The organism is Maribacter chungangensis (assembly GCF_042676845.1).
GTDB classification, from domain to species: Bacteria; Bacteroidota; Bacteroidia; order Flavobacteriales; family Flavobacteriaceae; genus Maribacter; species Maribacter chungangensis.
Genome location: NZ_JBHTHY010000026.1, coordinates 23149 through 41602 on the forward strand (window position 1 = coordinate 23149; position 18454 = coordinate 41602).

At 35.2% G+C, this 18454-nt stretch carries 12 protein-coding genes and 1 pseudogene; 12 read left to right on the top strand and 1 reads right to left on the bottom strand.

Annotated features, from left to right (window positions below; all coding sequences use genetic code 11):
* Positions 1-32: 32 nt before the first annotated feature.
* The 3 genes from ACFQZJ_RS18850 to ACFQZJ_RS18860 all read left to right on the top strand — a co-directional run bounded on the left by ACFQZJ_RS18850 (position 33) and on the right by ACFQZJ_RS18860 (position 5610).
* The gene (locus ACFQZJ_RS18850) at positions 33-1034 is read left to right on the top strand and encodes an SDR family oxidoreductase (RefSeq protein ID WP_379936528.1); all 1002 of its coding nucleotides are present in this window, start codon (positions 33-35) and stop codon (positions 1032-1034) included.
* 693 nt (positions 1035-1727) lie between these two features.
* Positions 1728-3008 carry a nucleotide sugar dehydrogenase gene (locus ACFQZJ_RS18855; RefSeq protein WP_379936529.1) on the top strand — a complete coding sequence of 427 codons (1281 nt, stop codon included), beginning with the start codon at positions 1728-1730 and terminating at the stop codon, positions 3006-3008.
* A 751-nt stretch (positions 3009-3759) separates the two neighbouring features.
* Positions 3760-5610 carry an Ig-like domain-containing protein gene (locus tag ACFQZJ_RS18860; protein ID WP_379936530.1) on the top strand — a complete coding sequence of 617 codons (1851 nt, stop codon included), beginning with the start codon at positions 3760-3762 and terminating at the stop codon, positions 5608-5610.
* Positions 5611-5880: 270 nt separating this feature from the next.
* Here the strand turns inward: ACFQZJ_RS18860 and ACFQZJ_RS18865 are convergent.
* Positions 5881-6213 (bottom strand): annotated as a pseudogene (locus ACFQZJ_RS18865) (transposase); the annotation flags it as partial.
* Positions 6214-6864: 651 nt separating this feature from the next.
* On the opposite strand from ACFQZJ_RS18865, the gene ACFQZJ_RS18870 reads away from it, so the two are divergent.
* The 9 genes from ACFQZJ_RS18870 to ACFQZJ_RS18910 all read left to right on the top strand — a co-directional run bounded on the left by ACFQZJ_RS18870 (position 6865) and on the right by ACFQZJ_RS18910 (position 18216).
* A complete protein-coding gene (locus ACFQZJ_RS18870; protein ID WP_379936531.1) occupies positions 6865-8046 on the top strand; it encodes a hypothetical protein in 1182 nt (393 codons plus the stop codon).
* Entirely contained in the window at positions 8039-9253 is a 1215-nt protein-coding gene (locus ACFQZJ_RS18875) for a lipopolysaccharide biosynthesis protein (protein ID WP_379936532.1), read from the top strand. The genes ACFQZJ_RS18870 and ACFQZJ_RS18875 overlap by 8 nt, the downstream gene beginning before the upstream one ends.
* Positions 9254-9256: 3 nt before the next feature.
* Positions 9257-10261: a polysaccharide biosynthesis protein gene (locus ACFQZJ_RS18880; RefSeq protein WP_379936533.1), complete on the top strand. Its 1005-nt coding sequence runs from the start codon at positions 9257-9259 to the stop codon at positions 10259-10261.
* Positions 10262-10693 carry a WxcM-like domain-containing protein gene (locus ACFQZJ_RS18885; protein ID WP_379936534.1) on the top strand — a complete coding sequence of 144 codons (432 nt, stop codon included), beginning with the start codon at positions 10262-10264 and terminating at the stop codon, positions 10691-10693.
* Between the two features lie 28 nt (positions 10694-10721).
* Positions 10722-11858, top strand: a complete 1137-nt coding sequence (locus ACFQZJ_RS18890; RefSeq protein ID WP_379936535.1) for a polysaccharide biosynthesis C-terminal domain-containing protein — start codon at positions 10722-10724, stop codon at positions 11856-11858.
* Positions 11859-11986: 128 nt separating this feature from the next.
* Complete coding sequence (gene wecB, locus ACFQZJ_RS18895; protein WP_379936536.1) at positions 11987-13120, top strand: non-hydrolyzing UDP-N-acetylglucosamine 2-epimerase; 1134 nt, start codon at positions 11987-11989, stop codon at positions 13118-13120.
* A gap of 54 nt (positions 13121-13174) precedes the next feature.
* A complete protein-coding gene (locus ACFQZJ_RS18900; protein ID WP_379936537.1) occupies positions 13175-14362 on the top strand; it encodes a glycosyltransferase in 1188 nt (395 codons plus the stop codon).
* Between the two features lie 681 nt (positions 14363-15043).
* Positions 15044-16945 carry an asparagine synthase (glutamine-hydrolyzing) gene (gene asnB / locus ACFQZJ_RS18905; RefSeq protein WP_379936538.1) on the top strand — a complete coding sequence of 634 codons (1902 nt, stop codon included), beginning with the start codon at positions 15044-15046 and terminating at the stop codon, positions 16943-16945.
* Between the two features lie 89 nt (positions 16946-17034).
* Positions 17035-18216, top strand: a complete 1182-nt coding sequence (locus tag ACFQZJ_RS18910; protein WP_379936539.1) for a glycosyltransferase family 4 protein — start codon at positions 17035-17037, stop codon at positions 18214-18216.
* Positions 18217-18454 lie beyond the last annotated feature (238 nt).

Genomic DNA, 18454 nt, shown 5'->3' on the forward strand with positions numbered 1-18454 from the left:
GTACACCTTTGTACCATAAAAGTTTAAAAACCATGAGCATAAAACCATTTCATCTAAAATCAGACCTACATATACTCGTTACCGGCGGTGCCGGTTTTATTGGCTCCAATCTCTGTGAAGCACTATTGGAGAATGGAAACAAAGTAACCTGCTTGGATAATTTCGCCACCGGAAAACGGGAAAACTTAACTGCTTTTGCCAACGATGCAAAGTTTACCTTACTAGAAGGGGACATACGAAACCTAGCCGACTGCCAGAAAGCCTGTGAAGGTGTAGACTATATTTTACACCAAGCTGCCTTGGGCTCGGTACCACGTTCCATTAACGACCCCATAACCAGTAATCACGTAAATGTATCCGGATTTCTAAATATGTTGGTGGCCGCTAGGGATGCCAAGGTAAAGCGTATGGTCTATGCCGCTAGTTCCTCCACCTACGGGGATTCTACCTCTATGCCCAAGGTAGAAGAAGTTATCGGTAAACCATTATCCCCGTATGCCATTACCAAATATGTAAACGAACTGTATGCCGATGTTTTCGCCAAAACATACGGGATCGAAACCATCGGTCTGCGCTATTTTAACGTCTTTGGCCGTAAACAAGACCCCAATGGAGCTTACGCTGCGGTTATTCCAAAATTTGTAATGCAGTTAATGGCACACGAATCCCCCGTTGTAAACGGGGACGGTAGTTTTTCTCGCGATTTTACCTATATAGACAATGTGATACAAATGAACGTTCGTGCCATGACCACGACGAATCCAGAAGCGGTCAATACGGTATACAATACGGCTTACGGGGAACGAACGGACTTAAAGGAATTAGTAGCACTGCTTAAAGAATACCTGAGTTCCTACGACTCAAAAATAGCGGGAATCGAAACGATTTACGGACCACAACGCGCAGGTGATGTGCCACACTCGCTAGCATCGATCGATAAGGCAAAAAACCTGTTGGGCTATGACCCGCAATTTGACATCAAAACCGGATTGAAAGAAGCCGTGGATTGGTATTGGGAGCATCTTGGGCAGTAGTGAGATGCTAGATGTGAGTTGTGAGATTTCTACATAGTGATTGGTGAACAAAGGGTAGTTTTACATTTAGAGTTTAATAAGTTATTGGTTATTGAGTTATTGAGTTAAAAATACTGGATACGCCAGAAAGGGCACAATGTCCATCAAGAACCCCGATCAAGTTCCTTCCCATAGCAGGGGAAGGTGGATTTCCGCCTTTTTCGGCGGGAAGACGGACGGGGTGCATAGTGAATACAGAGCAGACAGTTTTTAGTTGCAGTTGGCAGTAAAAAAGTAACTAGTGAAACGAAAGGCGTGGTAGTTTCAAGTTTAGAGTTTAATAAGTTATTGGTTATTAAGTTATTGAGTTATTGAATTATTGAGTTAAAATACTGGATGCGCCATAAAGGGTACAATGTCAGTTAAGAACCCCGATCAAGCTCCATCCCTAGCAGGGGAAGGTGGATTTCTGCCATTTTCGGCGGGAAGACGGAAGGGGTGCATGGTGAATAAAGTGTACGCAATTGACAGTAGCAGTTTGTGGAAAAAAGAGTGATGCGTAAAAAACACGTAGCTTCCCCGCAATGACAAGAAAAACTAGTTGAAGTTGAAAGTATAGTATACAGAAAAATAAAAACCAAATAACGACGTTCACAAAGTAATTGAATAAAAACAGCGCAACGTAAAAAGTAATAAGCGCATAGCATAACAACCATGAACAACACAAAAATTGCCATTATCGGATTAGGATATGTAGGACTGCCTTTGGCGCGACTCTTCGCTACCAAATATCCCGTAGTTGGATTTGACATCAATACGCCTCGGGTACAAGAATTAATGTCGGGCCACGATAGCACCTTGGAAGTGGATGATGCAACCCTACAAGGCGTATTGCAGCAAACGAACAACATGGAAACGGGCTTGTTCTGCTCGGACCAATTGTCCGATATTGCGGACTGTACCTATTATATCGTTACCGTTCCCACACCGGTAGACAGCACCAACCGTCCCATCCTTACCCCTTTGTACAAGGCCAGTGAAACCGTGGCACAGGTATTAAAGAAAGGCGATACCGTCGTTTACGAATCTACGGTATACCCTGGGGTTACCGAGGATGAATGTATTCCCGTATTGGAAAAAATAAGCGGTCTCAAGTTTAACGTTGATTTCTTCGCAGGCTACTCGCCGGAACGTATTAACCCGGGAGACAAGGAACATACCGTAGAAAAAATATTAAAAGTAACCAGTGGCTCTACTCCCGAGGTGGGCAAACAAGTGGATGCCCTATACGCCTCTGTTATCAGTGCGGGTACGCATTTGGCCCCAAGTATAAAAGTGGCCGAAGCCGCAAAAGTAATCGAAAATTCACAACGGGATATCAACATCGCCTTTGTGAACGAATTGGCAAAAATCTTTAATTTGATGGGTATTGACACCCACCAAGTATTGGAAGCGGCAGGCACCAAATGGAATTTCCTACCCTTTAAGCCAGGTTTGGTGGGCGGTCATTGTATAGGGGTAGACCCCTATTACTTGGCGCAGAAAGCACAAGAGTTTGGCTACCACCCAGAGATTATTTTGGCGGGGCGTCGCATGAACGACACTATGGGAAAATATGTAGCCTCCGAGGTGGTAAAACTCATGGTACAGAAAGATATCAAAATTAAAGGCAGTAACATTCTGGTCTTAGGAATTACCTTCAAGGAAAATTGCCCGGACGTACGAAATACCAAGGCTGTAGATGTCATCAACAATTTAGCAAGTTACGGTTCAAAGGTAACCATTTACGACCCTTGGGCCAGTCCAAAGGAAGTAATGCACGAATACAAGTTAGTGGTAACAAACACCTTGCCGGAACAAAAATTCGATGCTATTGTACTCACCGTAGCACATAAAGAATTTTTAGACTTGACCTTACAAAATATGTTAGCGGATACAGGCGTTATCTATGATGTAAAAGGGATCCTTACAGCACATGTAGATGGGAGGCTATAACATGGACCAAAAATAAAACAGAGGTGAACCTTTTTTAGTAAAACTGGTTGATGAAGCTTAGTTTTAACCAACTTGTGTGCTATACTTAGCTATTGAACAGCAAAATAGCGCATCCTCGAAAGTGTTGTGTGTATGGTTGTGAATTAAACAAGATTATACTCTATTATACATAGATAAGATTTTTACAGGTATTATAATTCAAAAAGTTCCGAGGTACATCCCACAAGCAACGCCTTGGGGAAGAGCTCAATAAAATCTAGCTATTCTATCGAACTGCCTACCCAAAAACATATATTTTTCAAATATCAAGTACTCCTGGGGGTAAAGTTTCTTCTATTAAAGAATTTGAGTGGCATACGAGCAAAAACACTCCTTGAAAAGACTGTTTTGCAAGACCAACAGTCCGTCAAATAACATTTGTTTTTTAATATTCATAAATAAGTGGTGTAGCTGTACCAGATACAATATGACTATCAACTTAATAGATAAGCCTTATCAAAAGCTGTGTTTATCAAAAGTAAGTTGGCGTAAACATACACTGTTGGTATTCTAAAAGAATTGTTAAAAAAAACAGCACTTTATCGAATATAACAAATTAAAAAAACCGAAACAGATTCTGATTACGTAATACCATGGAATACTTTATGTATTTCATCGAAAATAAAATACTTTTTAACGATTTAACTAAGTTAATCCCTATTATTGTATCCCAAATTAATGTTATTATTAATCCTTACAAGTTGACCTACTTATGACCACATCCCACAACCGTATTTTTAAGTTACTTCTGTGCACCACCTTTTTATTTTTGTCTTTTTCCTGCTCCAAGGATGCCGATCTTCTTTCCGACTACGTTATATCAGACAAGAATGATTTGGAAAGCATTGCACTTTTGACAAATGACATTTATTTCATTAATCCTTCGCAATCGAGCATACTTTTGGACGTTTTAAACAACGATTCTTTTGATGATAGTGCTCAAGTGAACATAATTGCTACGTCTGAACCCAAAAATGGCAGTGTTAAGATTAATACTGACAATACTTTAACTTATACACCTAGAATCAGCATTGCAGCAGAGCAGGCAAATACCGATACCGTTACTTCTCCGGAAGAATCGCAGATAATAGAAGAATCACAAACCATAGCGGCACCTCAAGCTCCGGAAGCCACAGAAACTCCAGAAGAAGACTCTTTCGAATATACAACCGAAGTGACCACTGAGGATGGAGAAACGTTCAGGGAACAGGCTACGGTAACTATTACACCTAACGAAATGGGAGAGCTTAAAGCTTTCCCTACGGCTTATGGTGCGGGAGCATACTCCGTTGGAGGTAGAGGACAATCTGTATATAAAGTTACAAACCTTAATGATAGAGGAGCCGGAAGCCTTCGAGATGCTCTTAGTCAAGGCAATAGAACAATAGTTTTTGAAGTTTCTGGAACAATTGAATTAGCTTCAGGTATAAATGCCAACATTAACAATGTGACGATAGCTGGACAGACAGCTCCTGCAGGTGGTATCACAATTACCGGGAATGTAATTAATTTATCTGGCGACAATATTATTATGCGCTATATAAGGGCAAGGCCAGATTTTGACAAATCCGGGACAAATGACGTAATAAATACTACACGTTTAACAAATTCAATTTTTGATCACCTTTCTGTTTCTTGGGGGGGGGACGAAATTGTTAGTATGGTAATAAATACAAATAACAATACCATACAAAATTGTTTGATGGCTGAAAGTAAGACGGGACAAATAATGGGTGATAGCCAAAACCCTTCCACTGGTGGTAGTTTTTCAGTTTTAAGAAATGCATATTACAATATTAGCCATAGATTTCCAAACCCGGTTACTGATGAGAGAGCAGATATTATTAATAATTTAATCTATAATCATTATTATAGGTTAATGACATTCTCACCATCTACTGATATAGATTTGAATTGGATTGGAAATTACATTCAGTCTCCTTGTGGTCAGAACAACAGAACAAGTTCTCACGAAATAAATTGGATTGATTATAATGGCGGTAAATCAGAAAATATTTATGCTGAAGGAAATCTACTTATGCCTGCTGAATTTACAAATCCTTCCGGGGATAATCGTTTTTTCTTTCAATACCGAAATCCTCCATCAGGCGTTAAGCAATGGTCCACCGTCAATGAGAACTATTTTGTTTCTAATCCATTTCCCTTCTTAGGCGCATCGCTACCAATTACCAACCCTCTTAACGTAAAAGAAAGTGTTCTAAACGATGTCGGTGCTAGATGGGTATTATCTGAAAATGGACAGAAAATTGAAAGTATAGATACAATAGATAGAAGGTATATCGATCACATGACAAACAATGTTTGTTTTGATTACAAGTGGCTTCAAGATTATTCACAATATGCCCATTACAAAACGTGGCATTCTAATGTAAGTAATATACCGTTAGCCTCATATCCTGCTTCCAGAGATAGTGATAACGATGGAATGCCAGATGCTTGGGAATTAAGTAGGTTTGAAAATTTATCTAGAGATGGAAAAGGAGATATAAATGGTGATGGTTACACAGATTTAGAAGAGTTTTTAAATTTGGTTGACTTCTAACTTATGAAAGCTATCTAAACTGCTATTTGTTAAGATCTGAAATTAATAAGAGTAACAACGTTTAAACTTTAAAATGCACTATCAGAAGTAGGTTGAACATTTCACATGAAATATGTTAATTTATGAATTAGACAAAACCAAACCCGAATATATGTTTTTAGCTGCAAAAACGGGTGTCTTATGTTTAGATTAACTATAATTCGCAGAATTGAAAAAGACTATCTAAAAAAAAGGCATGTAAGTTAAAATTTATAGGGGTTAGACTATAATCTACAATCTGACCCTTTTTTCATAGATCGCATAAAACTGGTTGAGTATAATCCCCAGTTCCCGATGGGCATCGACCACTTCTTGGTGGCCTCCCTTACCTTCAAATATTCAGATTTCATTACGGCATCGTCGGTCGGGAATAACAGTTTGTTCTTGGTGTGCTTCCTAATCTTGACGTTGAGGTTCTTGATAAGTTTGGTGTTATAGATGAACTTTAGTATTTCCAAAATGGAACTCCAAGAAGACGCTAAGGCACTTCCATTTCGCTCCAGTTCTTCATGGCATAAGAGTACTGCAGTTCTCTTTCTTGGCAAAGTCCTCCAGAGCGGGCTTGCCACCTTTTGGTTGAGCAACCGTTGCGAGAGTTGTCGTTTTTTCTCCCTTGATGTTTTTCATAGTCCAAATGTCTGTTTAGCTCGTCCTCAACAATTTTCTCGTTGCTAGGCTTCGGGGAACCCCTTTAGAAATCCGTTGAGTCCGTTACCGGTCTTGAATTGCTTCAGAAAATGGTCGTTGAATAATTCCTCTTTCTTCATAATTGGTGTGAAAATTTAATTACACACTTGATGAGATAGTGCTTTTATTGTAGTTTTTCGTTAACATCCCAATTAAAGAAAGAGTTCAATCTTTTTTTGGATTCCTTATTGGAGGATAATGTTAGAATAATCTTTGCAACCGTTCTCTATGCAATGCTCAACCTCGGATTATAAGTTAGGATAATGAAAAGGAGGACTTAAATTTCTAACTTGAAAGAATAGAACATCTAGAGTCTTTTTTAGCGTGTAGGGCAATCTTCAGCACCTTTTATTTACATGATTCAAAGACCAAGCTCCTAATACATAAGTCAGGTTAACAAAAAAGTAGGACTGATACAAATAAAGCTTTTAGTATCTGCAATATAGTTTGATTATTAAAGTTAACTATTATAATGTATTTTTACATTTCTTGATTGTTTATTTGTTCTCCATATAAATTTCAAAAGTATTGAAAATTGAAACGTTAGTTACTAGACTATTATTTGCTGGTCTGGCTTTAAGCCTTGTTTTTATTTATTTTTCTCAAGAACGCTTATTTTCTTTCATGACAAAAGGAGATAACGCACTTGGTTTCGAGCGATACTTTAGAATAGCTTCCACAATTTTAGTAATAGCAGCTGCTTTTATTACTCTTTTTTTTGTAAAGAAAAAATATGCCTTTTCTATATATTTTGCGTACGGAATTCTTTTGGTTTATTTGATTTTAAACTTTCTAATTAGTGGTGGAGATATTCTAAACCCCACAGACATCATGAACACTAAGGGTTTTGGAGTATGGCTGTGTTTTGGCCTTATTTTTGTGAGTTATGATGAGTACCGCTACACTCTATTTAAGCGTTTTTTATTTATGGCTATAATTGTTATTGCATTATTATCCTGTTATAACTTTTTTGAATTTGGCGCAGGATTATACAGAGGACAGGCATTAAGTAAATACAGAGTATATGCAGTGAACTATGTTTGGGTGGCACCATATGTCTTTTTAATATTAAAAGGGAATAAAAAACTAGCTTGGCTAAGGATTTTTGCATTATTTATGGGATTAATCTTAGCCTTAATAACACAAACAAGATCTTTTATTCTAATCTATTTCATGGTACTGATATTTGATTATTTTCACACAAAAAAGAAAACGCCGTATCTAGTTGCTTTTTCAGTTTTTATGGTACTTGCAGTTTATTTTATAACCAATATGGATATCATTTCTAGGTCTCTTGATTTACTGATAAATAGAGGTGTCAACGATACTAGAACAGGGCAGCTTAGTTTATTCTTTAATCAATTAAATATAATAGAAATCATTCCCGGAAAAGGTTTTTTCGCCTCCTACAAGTTTGGCAATACAGAATTGTACTTCCTAGATAATCAATGGCTTTATCTCCTATGGTGGGGAGGTCTAATACCTGTAACAGCTTACTTTTATCTAACTGCCATTATTCCCTTCAAAATGTTCATTACCAGCAATATCTCGTATGAAACCAGGGTAGAGTGTTTTATTATGCTATTATGGGTATTGGGTCTTGCAGGATTGGCAATATATACAACCATGAATTTTGATTTCTTTTTTCTAGTAATTAGTATTATTCAAGGAAGAGTCCTTTATAAATATAGCCTTCTAAAAAATGATTAAAAATTCTAGAAGTAAGATGGTTATTATGTATGGCTCCAGTATTGCTGGCATACTTTTAGGTTTTCTAATTAGTGTTTTACACACAAAATTATTGGGCGCTGAAAAATTTGGTGATTTTAAGTTTATAGAAACTGTAGTCAGATTTATTGGTAGCTTAGTATCCGTTGGATTTTTTATTTCACTAACAAGATTGCTAGCTATTAATGACGATAGAATTAAAGAGCGAAAGTATGTTGGTTTATTTACAATAGTTTTTTTAATTATTTCTTTAATAGGAATTATTTTGATTCTATTATTTTCTTTTATAGAACCTTATTTCTTTGGTCATGGTCTAAGTATAATATTTAGAAAGTATTTTTTTGTGGTCTCCGCGGTAATCGGTCAGTTGGCATTGAATGAAATTTTAAAAGGAATGCACAAAATAAATTACCTAGTTATCTTTAATGTTATACCTGGAACAGTCTACGTTATAATACTCTATTTCTTAAGTTTTTATTTGACCATAGGAGTCGAATTTATTTTGTTTCTATATTATTTATTAATCTTTTTAGCGGTAGTGGTTGCCATATTATATTTAAAGCCAAAATTTAATTTCGATAAAAAAATGTATCGAACCCTCTTAGTTGAAAATAAACATAATGGCAGACCCATATATTACGGTAGTCTTGCTGGAGTTGCGACTACTCACATTGCTGGTTTCAGTATATCTTACTATTTAACCAATACCGAGGTAGGGTTTTACATGTTGGCACTTACTGTATGTAGCCCAATTTTAATAGTACCATCTGTTTTAGGAACCATTTACTTTAAAGAGTTTGTACATCTGAAATCAATACCGCGTAAGGTCTTAGGATTTAGTTTTTTATTCACTTGTATTGCGCTAATCATTTTTTACCTATTGATAGAAACTGTTGTTGTTTATGTTTATGGAGATTCTTTTTTACCCGTATCAGTAATGTCAAAATATTTAATTTTTGGTTTTATCCTGCATGGTTTAGGAGATTTGTTCAATCGATTTCTCGGGGCAAAAGGAAAAGGAAAATTATTAAGAAATGCTGCATTCCTAGTTGGTGTAGTAAATGTTATTGGTTATACGGTGTTTATAAGCTTATTTGATATAAACGGAGCCATTCTAACGAAAATACTGGCAAGTTGTCTTTATATGTCGGTTATGATTTATTATTATTTCAATTTTGATAAAAATTAAAATATGTTCAAAAATAAAATTCTATTGATTACTGGAGGAACAGGCTCTTTTGGAAACGCTGTTCTAAGTCGTTTCCTAGAAACAGATATTAAGGAAATCCGTATATTTTCACGCGATGAGAAAAAGCAAGATGATATGCGAAACCAACTCAACAATGAGAAGGTTAAATTTTATATTGGCGATGTACGCGACTATTCGAGCATAGACCGGGCTATGCGGAATGTAGATTATGTTTTCCATGCAGCTGCTCTTAAGCAAGTTCCTTCTTGTGAATTTTTTCCGTTGGAAGCCGCAAAAACCAATGTCTTTGGCACCCAAAATACTATAGATGCTGCCGTAGCCAACAAGGTAAAACGAATTATCTGTCTAAGTACGGATAAAGCAGCTTATCCAATAAATGCAATGGGCATTAGCAAAGCTCTAATGGAAAAGGTAGCGGTAGCAGCCTCACGAAACATTTCAAATGATGAAACCATAGTATGTCTCACACGCTATGGCAATGTTATGGCCTCAAGAGGCTCTGTAATTCCCTTGTTTGCTAAGCAAATAAAAGAAAAGCAACCATTAACTGTAACCGATCCGAAAATGACACGTTTTCTCATGTCTTTAGAGGATGCGGTAGATCTTGTATTATTTGCTTTTGAAAATGGAAACCAAGGAGATCTTTTTGTGAACAAGGCACCAGCGAGCACTATTGGAGATCTAGCCGCCGCTGTTAAGGATATATTCAAAGCCGATAATGAAATTAAAGTAATTGGCACACGACACGGAGAGAAGCTCTATGAAACTCTGTGCACTAGGGAGGAAATGCAAAAAGCAGAAGATATGGGCGATTTTTATCGGATTCCTGCAGATAATAGGGACTTAAATTACAGTCGTTATTTTTCCAAAGGAGAAACCGATACTAGTGTGATTGAAGATTACCATTCACATAATACAGAACAGCTATCCAACGAAAAATTAAAGGATACACTTTTAGGATTACAATACATAAAAGAATTATTATAAATGGGTAGTCACTCTTTAATACAAGGGACCCTGCACGAAGACCATCGAGGCATAATATCTTTTTTTAATACCTTAGATTTGTCTAGAGTAAAAAGGATGTATCAAATACAACCTGCCAATGAACAAATAATTCGAGCGTGGCAAGGTCATAAAACTGAGAATAAATGGTTCCACTGCCTTCAGGGCAGTTTTATCATCAACCTTGTAAAAGTAACCGACTTTGAACATCCGGTGACCGATGCTAAAATTAGTTATAATGTAATTACCGCAAATACCCCTACGATTCTATATGTGGAAGGGGGGTACGCATCTGGTATAAAATCCACAGCCCCAAATTCTAAATTATTAGTATTTTCCGACCTCTCTACAGAAGCTTCCAAAAATGACGATTATCGTTTCGATTTAGATTTATGGATGGCGAAATGGGAATAATATAGTTAATTATCAAAAGTACAAGTATATGAAATTACGAATTGGAGTTACCGGGCAAGCAGGTTTTGTAGGTTATCATTTATATCACACCTTAGCCTTAATGGATGATATTGAGCTTGTCCCCTTTGATAGATTGTTTTTCAGCAAAGCAGTTTTATTGGAAAACTTTGTGAAAAAATGCGACGTTATAGTGCATCTGGCAGCGATGAACAGGCATGATAACGAACAGGTTATTTATGATACCAACGTAGCACTCGTATCTAAACTTATTACTGCTTGTGATAAAGAAAATGTTAGCCCGCACATCTTATTTTCATCCTCCTCACAGGAAGCAAAGGACAATTTGTACGGAAAATCAAAAAAAGAAGGTAAAAAACAGTTTATGAACTGGTCAAAACGTACACAAGGCATATTTACCTCTTTAACGATACCTAACGTTTTTGGACCCTTTGGCAAACCAAATTATAATTCAGTTGTAGCAACATTTTGCCATAAAGTGGCTCATAATGAAAAAACTACCATCATCAACGATGGAGAAATTGGGCTTATTTACATTATGGACCTTGTAGATTACTTCATTAAAGTAATTGAAAATAAAATAGAAACCAAAGAAATTGGAGCCAATAGTTTTGAACTGGTTATTGAACCTGTAATACATATAAAAGTTTCAAATATTCTTTCACTACTTCAGCGCTACAAATCCGATTATATTGGTAATGGCGTCTTTCCAAATTTGGAAAACCCCTTTGAAAAAGCCTTGTTCAATACCTTTAGATGTTACGTTCCTCAAACTCACTATCCAGTTAAACTAACAAAACATACGGATAATCGAGGAAGTTTTGTTGAAATTGCAAGAACAGAAACAAGTGGCCAATTTTCATTTTCCACCACGGTTCCTGGAATTACTCGTGGTAATCACTACCATACCAGAAAAGCGGAACGCTTTGCCGTAATAAGTGGTAAAGCCTTGATACAACTAAGAAAAATAGGAACAGAAGAAGTCTTAGATTATTATTTGGATGGGAATGAGCCCGCATACGTAGATATGCCAATTTGGTATACTCACAATATTAAAAATATTGGAGATAAGGAACTAGTTACCTTATTTTGGATTAACGAACCTTATAACCCTGATGATGCTGATACTTATTTTGAAAAAGTTTAGATTGCTAAATATAACGGCTATCAAAAAATTAAAAATAAGTAAATTAAAATATTGATTTTTAAAGCTATTATAATTCGAAATGCTAAATAGTGAACTGAATTCTAGTTTGCCAAAAATAGATTGTTTAAATGAATAAACTTAAAGTACTGACCGTTGTAGGAACGCGACCGGAAATAATCCGATTATCCTGTGTATTAAATGCCCTAGATGCTAATGAAGCTATTGATCATACCTTGGTGCACACTGGACAAAACTATGATTATGAACTGAATGAGATTTTCTTTGAGGATTTAGAGATTAGAAAACCAAATATTTTTTTAAATGCGGCCGGAAAGAATGCTACGGAAACTGTGGGCAATATCCTAATAAAAATAGATCCTATTTTAGAGGATATCGCGCCAGATGCTTTTTTGGTTTTGGGTGACACTAATTCTTGCCTTTGTGCCATTCCTGCAAAAAAGAGAAAAATACCTGTATTTCACATGGAAGCGGGAAACCGGTGTTTTGATCAACGTGTACCCGAGGAAACCAATAGAAAAATAGTTGATCATGTCTCAGATATAAATTTAACTTATAGCGATATTGCTAGGGAATATCTTCTAAGAGAGGGTCTTTCACCTGATCGAGTAATAAAGACCGGTAGCCCAATGTTTGAGGTTTTGAATAAGTTTAAGACAAAAATAGAAAATTCAAACGTGCTTGAAAAACTAGGTTTAAAAAAAGGTGAATTCTTTGTGGTATCAGCACACCGGGAAGAAAATATAAGTAACTCTAAAAATTTTGAAGGACTAATTACCTCCTTAAACTTAATTGCTGAAAAATACAATTATCCGGTAATCGTATCCACGCATCCGAGAACGCGTAATATGCTGGATTCCAAAAATATAAAAGCACATGAGAATGTGCAATTTTTAAAACCACTTGGCTTTTCGGATTATAATGCTTTGCAGTATCATTCCTTCGCAGTGTTGTCTGATAGTGGCACCATTTCTGAAGAGTCTAGCATTTTGAACTTTAGGGCATTAAATATTAGGGAGGCACACGAACGCCCAGAGGCAATGGAAGAAGCATCCGTAATGATGGTGGGACTTAATCCTGAACGGATTCTTCAAGCGCTTGTAGCCTTAGAGAAGCAAAAGCGAAATCCCGAGCGCAATTTTAGAGCGGTAGTGGATTATTCTATGCCAAATGTAAGCGAAAAAATTGTCCGTATTATCCTGTCCTATGTAGATTATGTGAATACAGTGGTTTGGAAAAAATAACTGATTTTCCGAGTCTTTAACTAGATTTAACTCTACAATAATTACCGATTATTTATGGACTTTCCCAATTATTACGTATACAGCAATTTCGACTTTTCTCAAAAAAGCGCTGGAGCAACACGAATGTTATATTATGCCAAAGCTCTGGCGAATAAAAATCAAGCAGTGTTCTTGGTTAGTTGTTGTAAAACTAATTTTAATTTAAATGATTTTGAAGAAGTTGAGCCTAATATCTTTGTACTTAAAAACAAAAAACTGACAACTAGTTTATTATTCAATATCATCTTTTTACAAAGACTTTTTAAGTTCTCCAAAAAACACAAGAGACAAAATAGATTTATATTTTACCCTTCCCCTTTAGTTTATTTGGAAGTTTTAGCACTAGTATATCTAAAAGGGATAAAACAACAACAAGTATTTTGTGAATTAAACGAAATAAGGCTATACTCGTCGAGTTTTCATGATCCAATAACTTTTGCAAGACCTTTGTATTCACTAAAAAAAATCGTCTATAAAATAGTTTTTTTTTTAATTCAATACCTACTTTATTTTTACACAGGTATCATCTGTATTTCAACCTCCATTGAACATTATGCTAGAAAATATAATTCTAAAACCATTAGGATTCCTATACTTACCGATCCTTTTCTCGAATTGAAACCTCAAAATAATTCGGCATATAGTAAGAAGGGTTATTTTAATGTTGGCTTTTCAGGAACAATCCATCCATCAAAGGAAAATTTACTTAACTTTATTAAAACAGTTGATAAATTATTTAAAAAAGGTCATAAAATAGTTTTTAATCTTTGTGGACATGTCTACGATAAAGACTTCGACTTAATATTTAATAATGAAGAATTTCAGTTAGAAATAAATTATTATGGTAACTTAAATCAAAATGAGCTGTCTACATTTCTTCTTCAACAAAATTTATTGGTCATCCCTAGAGGGTATACCCTGCAAAATAAATTTGGGTTTTCTACCAAATTATCAGATTACTTAAATCACAAAAAGGTAATATTACTTACAGATATAAGCGATAATAGCTTGTATATTAAAGATGGAATAAATGGATACATTGTCCCCCCAAACGATAATAAAGCTATGTTTGAAAAGATAGCTTACATAATTAAAAACTTTAAAGAAAATGAAAAGAGTATTATTGAAAATGCCTACACTACTTCATTGGAAAATTTTTATTTTAAAATACAAAGTGAAAGACTTCACAAATTTCTAGATTAATAAGGTCCAATATTTTGATGAGCTGGTTATCTCGTACTAGCTATACACAACAAGGATTCTGTTCCTCCAAAAGGGTTAATTCCTATGTGTTTGTTGTTATCTTTAAAGACTATCAAACATTCTTCTTGCATCTATTGGTTTTGGCACAGATTTGTCTCAACCAAAAGTAAATTGATACTAAAACAGTGATTCTGCCTACCGTAATACACAATATCATTACCTTCATTAAAATACAATTGATATTTTGAACAGTAAATTACCTATTTGGCATCCTCTCCTACTGGGTAATATACACTTAAAGAGAACATAGAGTAGTCAATGAGTTAAAAAACTATAAATATTAGAAGCCAGCACTTGATACCGACAATTTAGTGTTAGTTACCAAAGCAAAACATTATCACCAAAGAAATAATTAAGGTTGTACGATAATAATGTAACCAGTAATTACCTGCAAGTCTAAAACGGATTCCCGATAAACAGAATTAAAATGCTTAAAATTTTATTTTTGCAAAAACAATTAATTGTAAAACTAATTACCATCCATGAAGAAAAAGTATGTTTACAGACCAAACCACAAAAACTAAAATTCCATAGCAACTAGCGTTTGAAAAATATATTGGTAATAGCTCTGCAATTTATCACCCTTTAAAAACGTTTAACTATTCTCAAAACAATAACAATATGTGCGGCATAAACGGCTTTATTACATCCAACTCCATTAATGTAAACGATTTAAAAGCTGATATTCAGCACATGAACGATTTGATTATTCACCGAGGTCCTGATGATGATGGTGTATTTACTGAAGTTCAAAGGGAGTATGGCATAGCCTTAGGAATGCGAAGGCTCTCCATAATAGATTTAACTAGCGGAAAACAGCCCATACTAAGTTCGGATAAACAATTGGCCATTGTTTTTAACGGAGAAATTTACAACTACAAAATTTTACGAAATGCCTTGATAAGCAAAGGCTTGCATTTTAAAACTAATAGTGATACAGAGGTTATATTGAAGCTATACGAATTGGAAGGTGAGCAATCCTTTAAAAAACTAGACGGTATGTTCGCCTTTAGTATTTATGACAAAAGGAGAAAAAAATTGTTTATTGCACGTGATTTTTTTGGTGAAAAACCGCTTTATTACACAAAGCATAATGACAAATTTATTTGGGCATCAGAACTAAAATCACTGTTAAAAGTTATGAAAAGCAAACCAGAAATCTCCATTCCTGGGCTTAACCTTTATTTTAGATTAACCTACATACCAGCTCCACATACCATTTATAAAAATATATTTAAATTAGAGGCCAATAGTTATCTAGTCTATGACTTGGATACCCATGATTATCAAACAAATAGTATTGAAGATGCTTTTCGACGTGTTAAAAGCAATTTAAGCTTCAACAAGGCTAAAATAAAAACTAAAGAACTGGTTACAGAAAGCGTAGCAAGCAGATCTATTTCTGATGTACCCATAGGTACCTTCCTTTCTGGTGGCGTAGATTCGTCAATCGTTTCACTTTGTTTAGCCCAAATGTCCTCGAAAAAAATAAACACTTTTTCAATTGGTTTTAAGAAAAAATCATACGACGAATCGGACAGGTCGCGTATAGTTGCGAAACAAATCAATAGCCAACACCATGAATATATTATAGGCGAAGAAGATCTAAAAGACAACATTTCCGAAATCCTACTCAATTTTGATGAACCCTTTTCGGATTCTTCCGCTTTACCCACCTATTTAGTTTCCAAAAAAACAGGCGAACAGGTAAAAGTTGCACTTACCGGTGACGGTGGAGATGAAATTTTTGGCGGCTACAACAAATATTATGTTGGAAAGATAAATAATAGATATACTTCTATAGTGCCTAAAGGCTTTCACCAATTGGTCATGGGAAAAATGGGTTATATCCTGAACTACCAGGACGACAAAAGAGGGCAAAAGTATCGGATTAAAAAAATGCTAAACTCCGTTAGTTACGATGGAAGTCACTACTGGGACATGATTTCGTTGGCAAATACCGAACATCAATTAAATAAATTATTAAAATCAGATATTATTCATCAGAATATATTCTCAGAATATAAAAGGAAACTTTTAATTGAAAAGCCGAACAGTTTAACGGAATACCGTTTCATTGATAAAATAATCAGTTTAGAAGGAGATATGTTGGTAAAAGTAGATCGAACCAGTATGTTAAATTCCCTTGAATGCAGAGCTCCCTTTTTAAATAAGAAATTATGGGGGTTTACAAATAGTTTACCCGAAAAGTATCTAATGAAAGGATGGGACAAAAAGCATATCTTAAAGGAAGCGTTTAAAGAGGATTTTCCAAAAGATTTTTTAAATCTTAGTAAACGTGGTTTTGGTGCTCCGGTCGGCGACTGGTTACAAGCAGGCCTAAATAAGGAAGTAGAATCCTATATTTCAACACCATTTTTAAAAAAACAGAATTTGTTTAATGTCTCTTATATTCAAGAATTGGTTCGGAATCATCTTACAGGTATTCAAGACAGCACATTTCAGGTTTGGAACTTTTATTGTTTCCAGAAGTGGTATGTAAATATTTATGAACAATTGTAAGTATAATGCCACTATTATAAGGTACAACATATTTTTGAAATTATAAATGTAGTACCATGTACTTTTTTTAGTTTAAAACCTAACGTAAAATGTCTGAAAAAGGATATAAAAAAATAATAAGAGTAACGACCGTATCTGGATCTCTAGTGGGTACATTAAAAGGTCAGTTTGCTTTTATGAAGCAATTTTATGAAGTAATAGGAGTTTGTTCAAAGGATGAAGAGCTGCGTGTGCTATCCGAAAGAGAAGGCGTAAGGACTGTAGGGATAGATATGACACGTAAAATTACACCTTTCAAAGATTTAAAAGCTTTGTTTCAATTATATCGCTTTTTTAAAAGTGAACGTCCGGAAATTGTTCACACCCATACACCAAAAGCTGGCACTTTGGGCCTGATGGCAGCATATCTTGCAGGAGTTCCCCACAGATTACATACTATTGCAGGGTTACCCTTGATGGAAGCAACTGGTAAAAAAAGAATATTATTAAATCTAGTAGAAAAATTAACCTACGCCTGTGCAACTAACATCTATCCAAATTCACAAGGGATTTATGAGTTTGTTAAACAGGAGGGGTTTACTAATGATAAAAAATTAAAGGTAATCGGGCAGGGTAGTTCCAACGGTGTAGACATCACACATTTTAATCCAGAACTATTTTCCGTTAGAGATAAAGAAACTTTAAGAAAAGAATTAAGCATACCTTTAAACGAAAGGGTGTTAATCTTTCTAGGTCGAATCGTGGCGGACAAAGGCATTCATGAGCTGATAGATGCTTTTACCCAAATATCAGAAAAAATCGACAATATCACTTTAATTATAGGTGGAGACTATGAACGAAATTTGGATCCGATTTCACCGAGAACCGAAAATCTTTTAAATAATCATCCTAAAATTAAATTATTAGGCTGGATAAAAGATGTCAGGCCTTACCTTTCTATTTCAGAATTAATGCTTTTCCCTAGTTATCGTGAAGGTTTTCCCAATGTTGTCATGCAAGCTGGGGCAATGGGCATACCTGTAATAGCTACAGATATTAATGGCTGTAACGAGATTATAATTCCTGGCAAAAACGGTATTATCGTTCCTCCTAAAAATACAGTAAGGTTAGAAGAAGCAATTTTAAACTATTTAAATGGTGATTCCCAAACGTTTTCTGCTGAAACTTGCAGAAAACTAATAATCGAAAGATATGATCAAAAAATAATTTGGAAACTTTTACATGAAGAATATGAGCGAGTACTTTCTTCAAATACTTCCACTAGCTGTTGATGTAAATACACTAGTAGTTTGCGTTTCGTCCACAATATAGGAACTTGCTCGACTTCTAATAGACATCCCTTTAGTATTTGTCTTTCTTTGTTTATCAAATTAAGTTAAATAAATAAAGACTCAGCAAAAAACATGTAAGTTACTTGGGATACAAAAGCAACTATAGATGATCCTTTAACTTTATTTTAGGTCTTTTTCTAAGAATCACGTGGAAATGATGTAAAGAGTGTTATTCTGT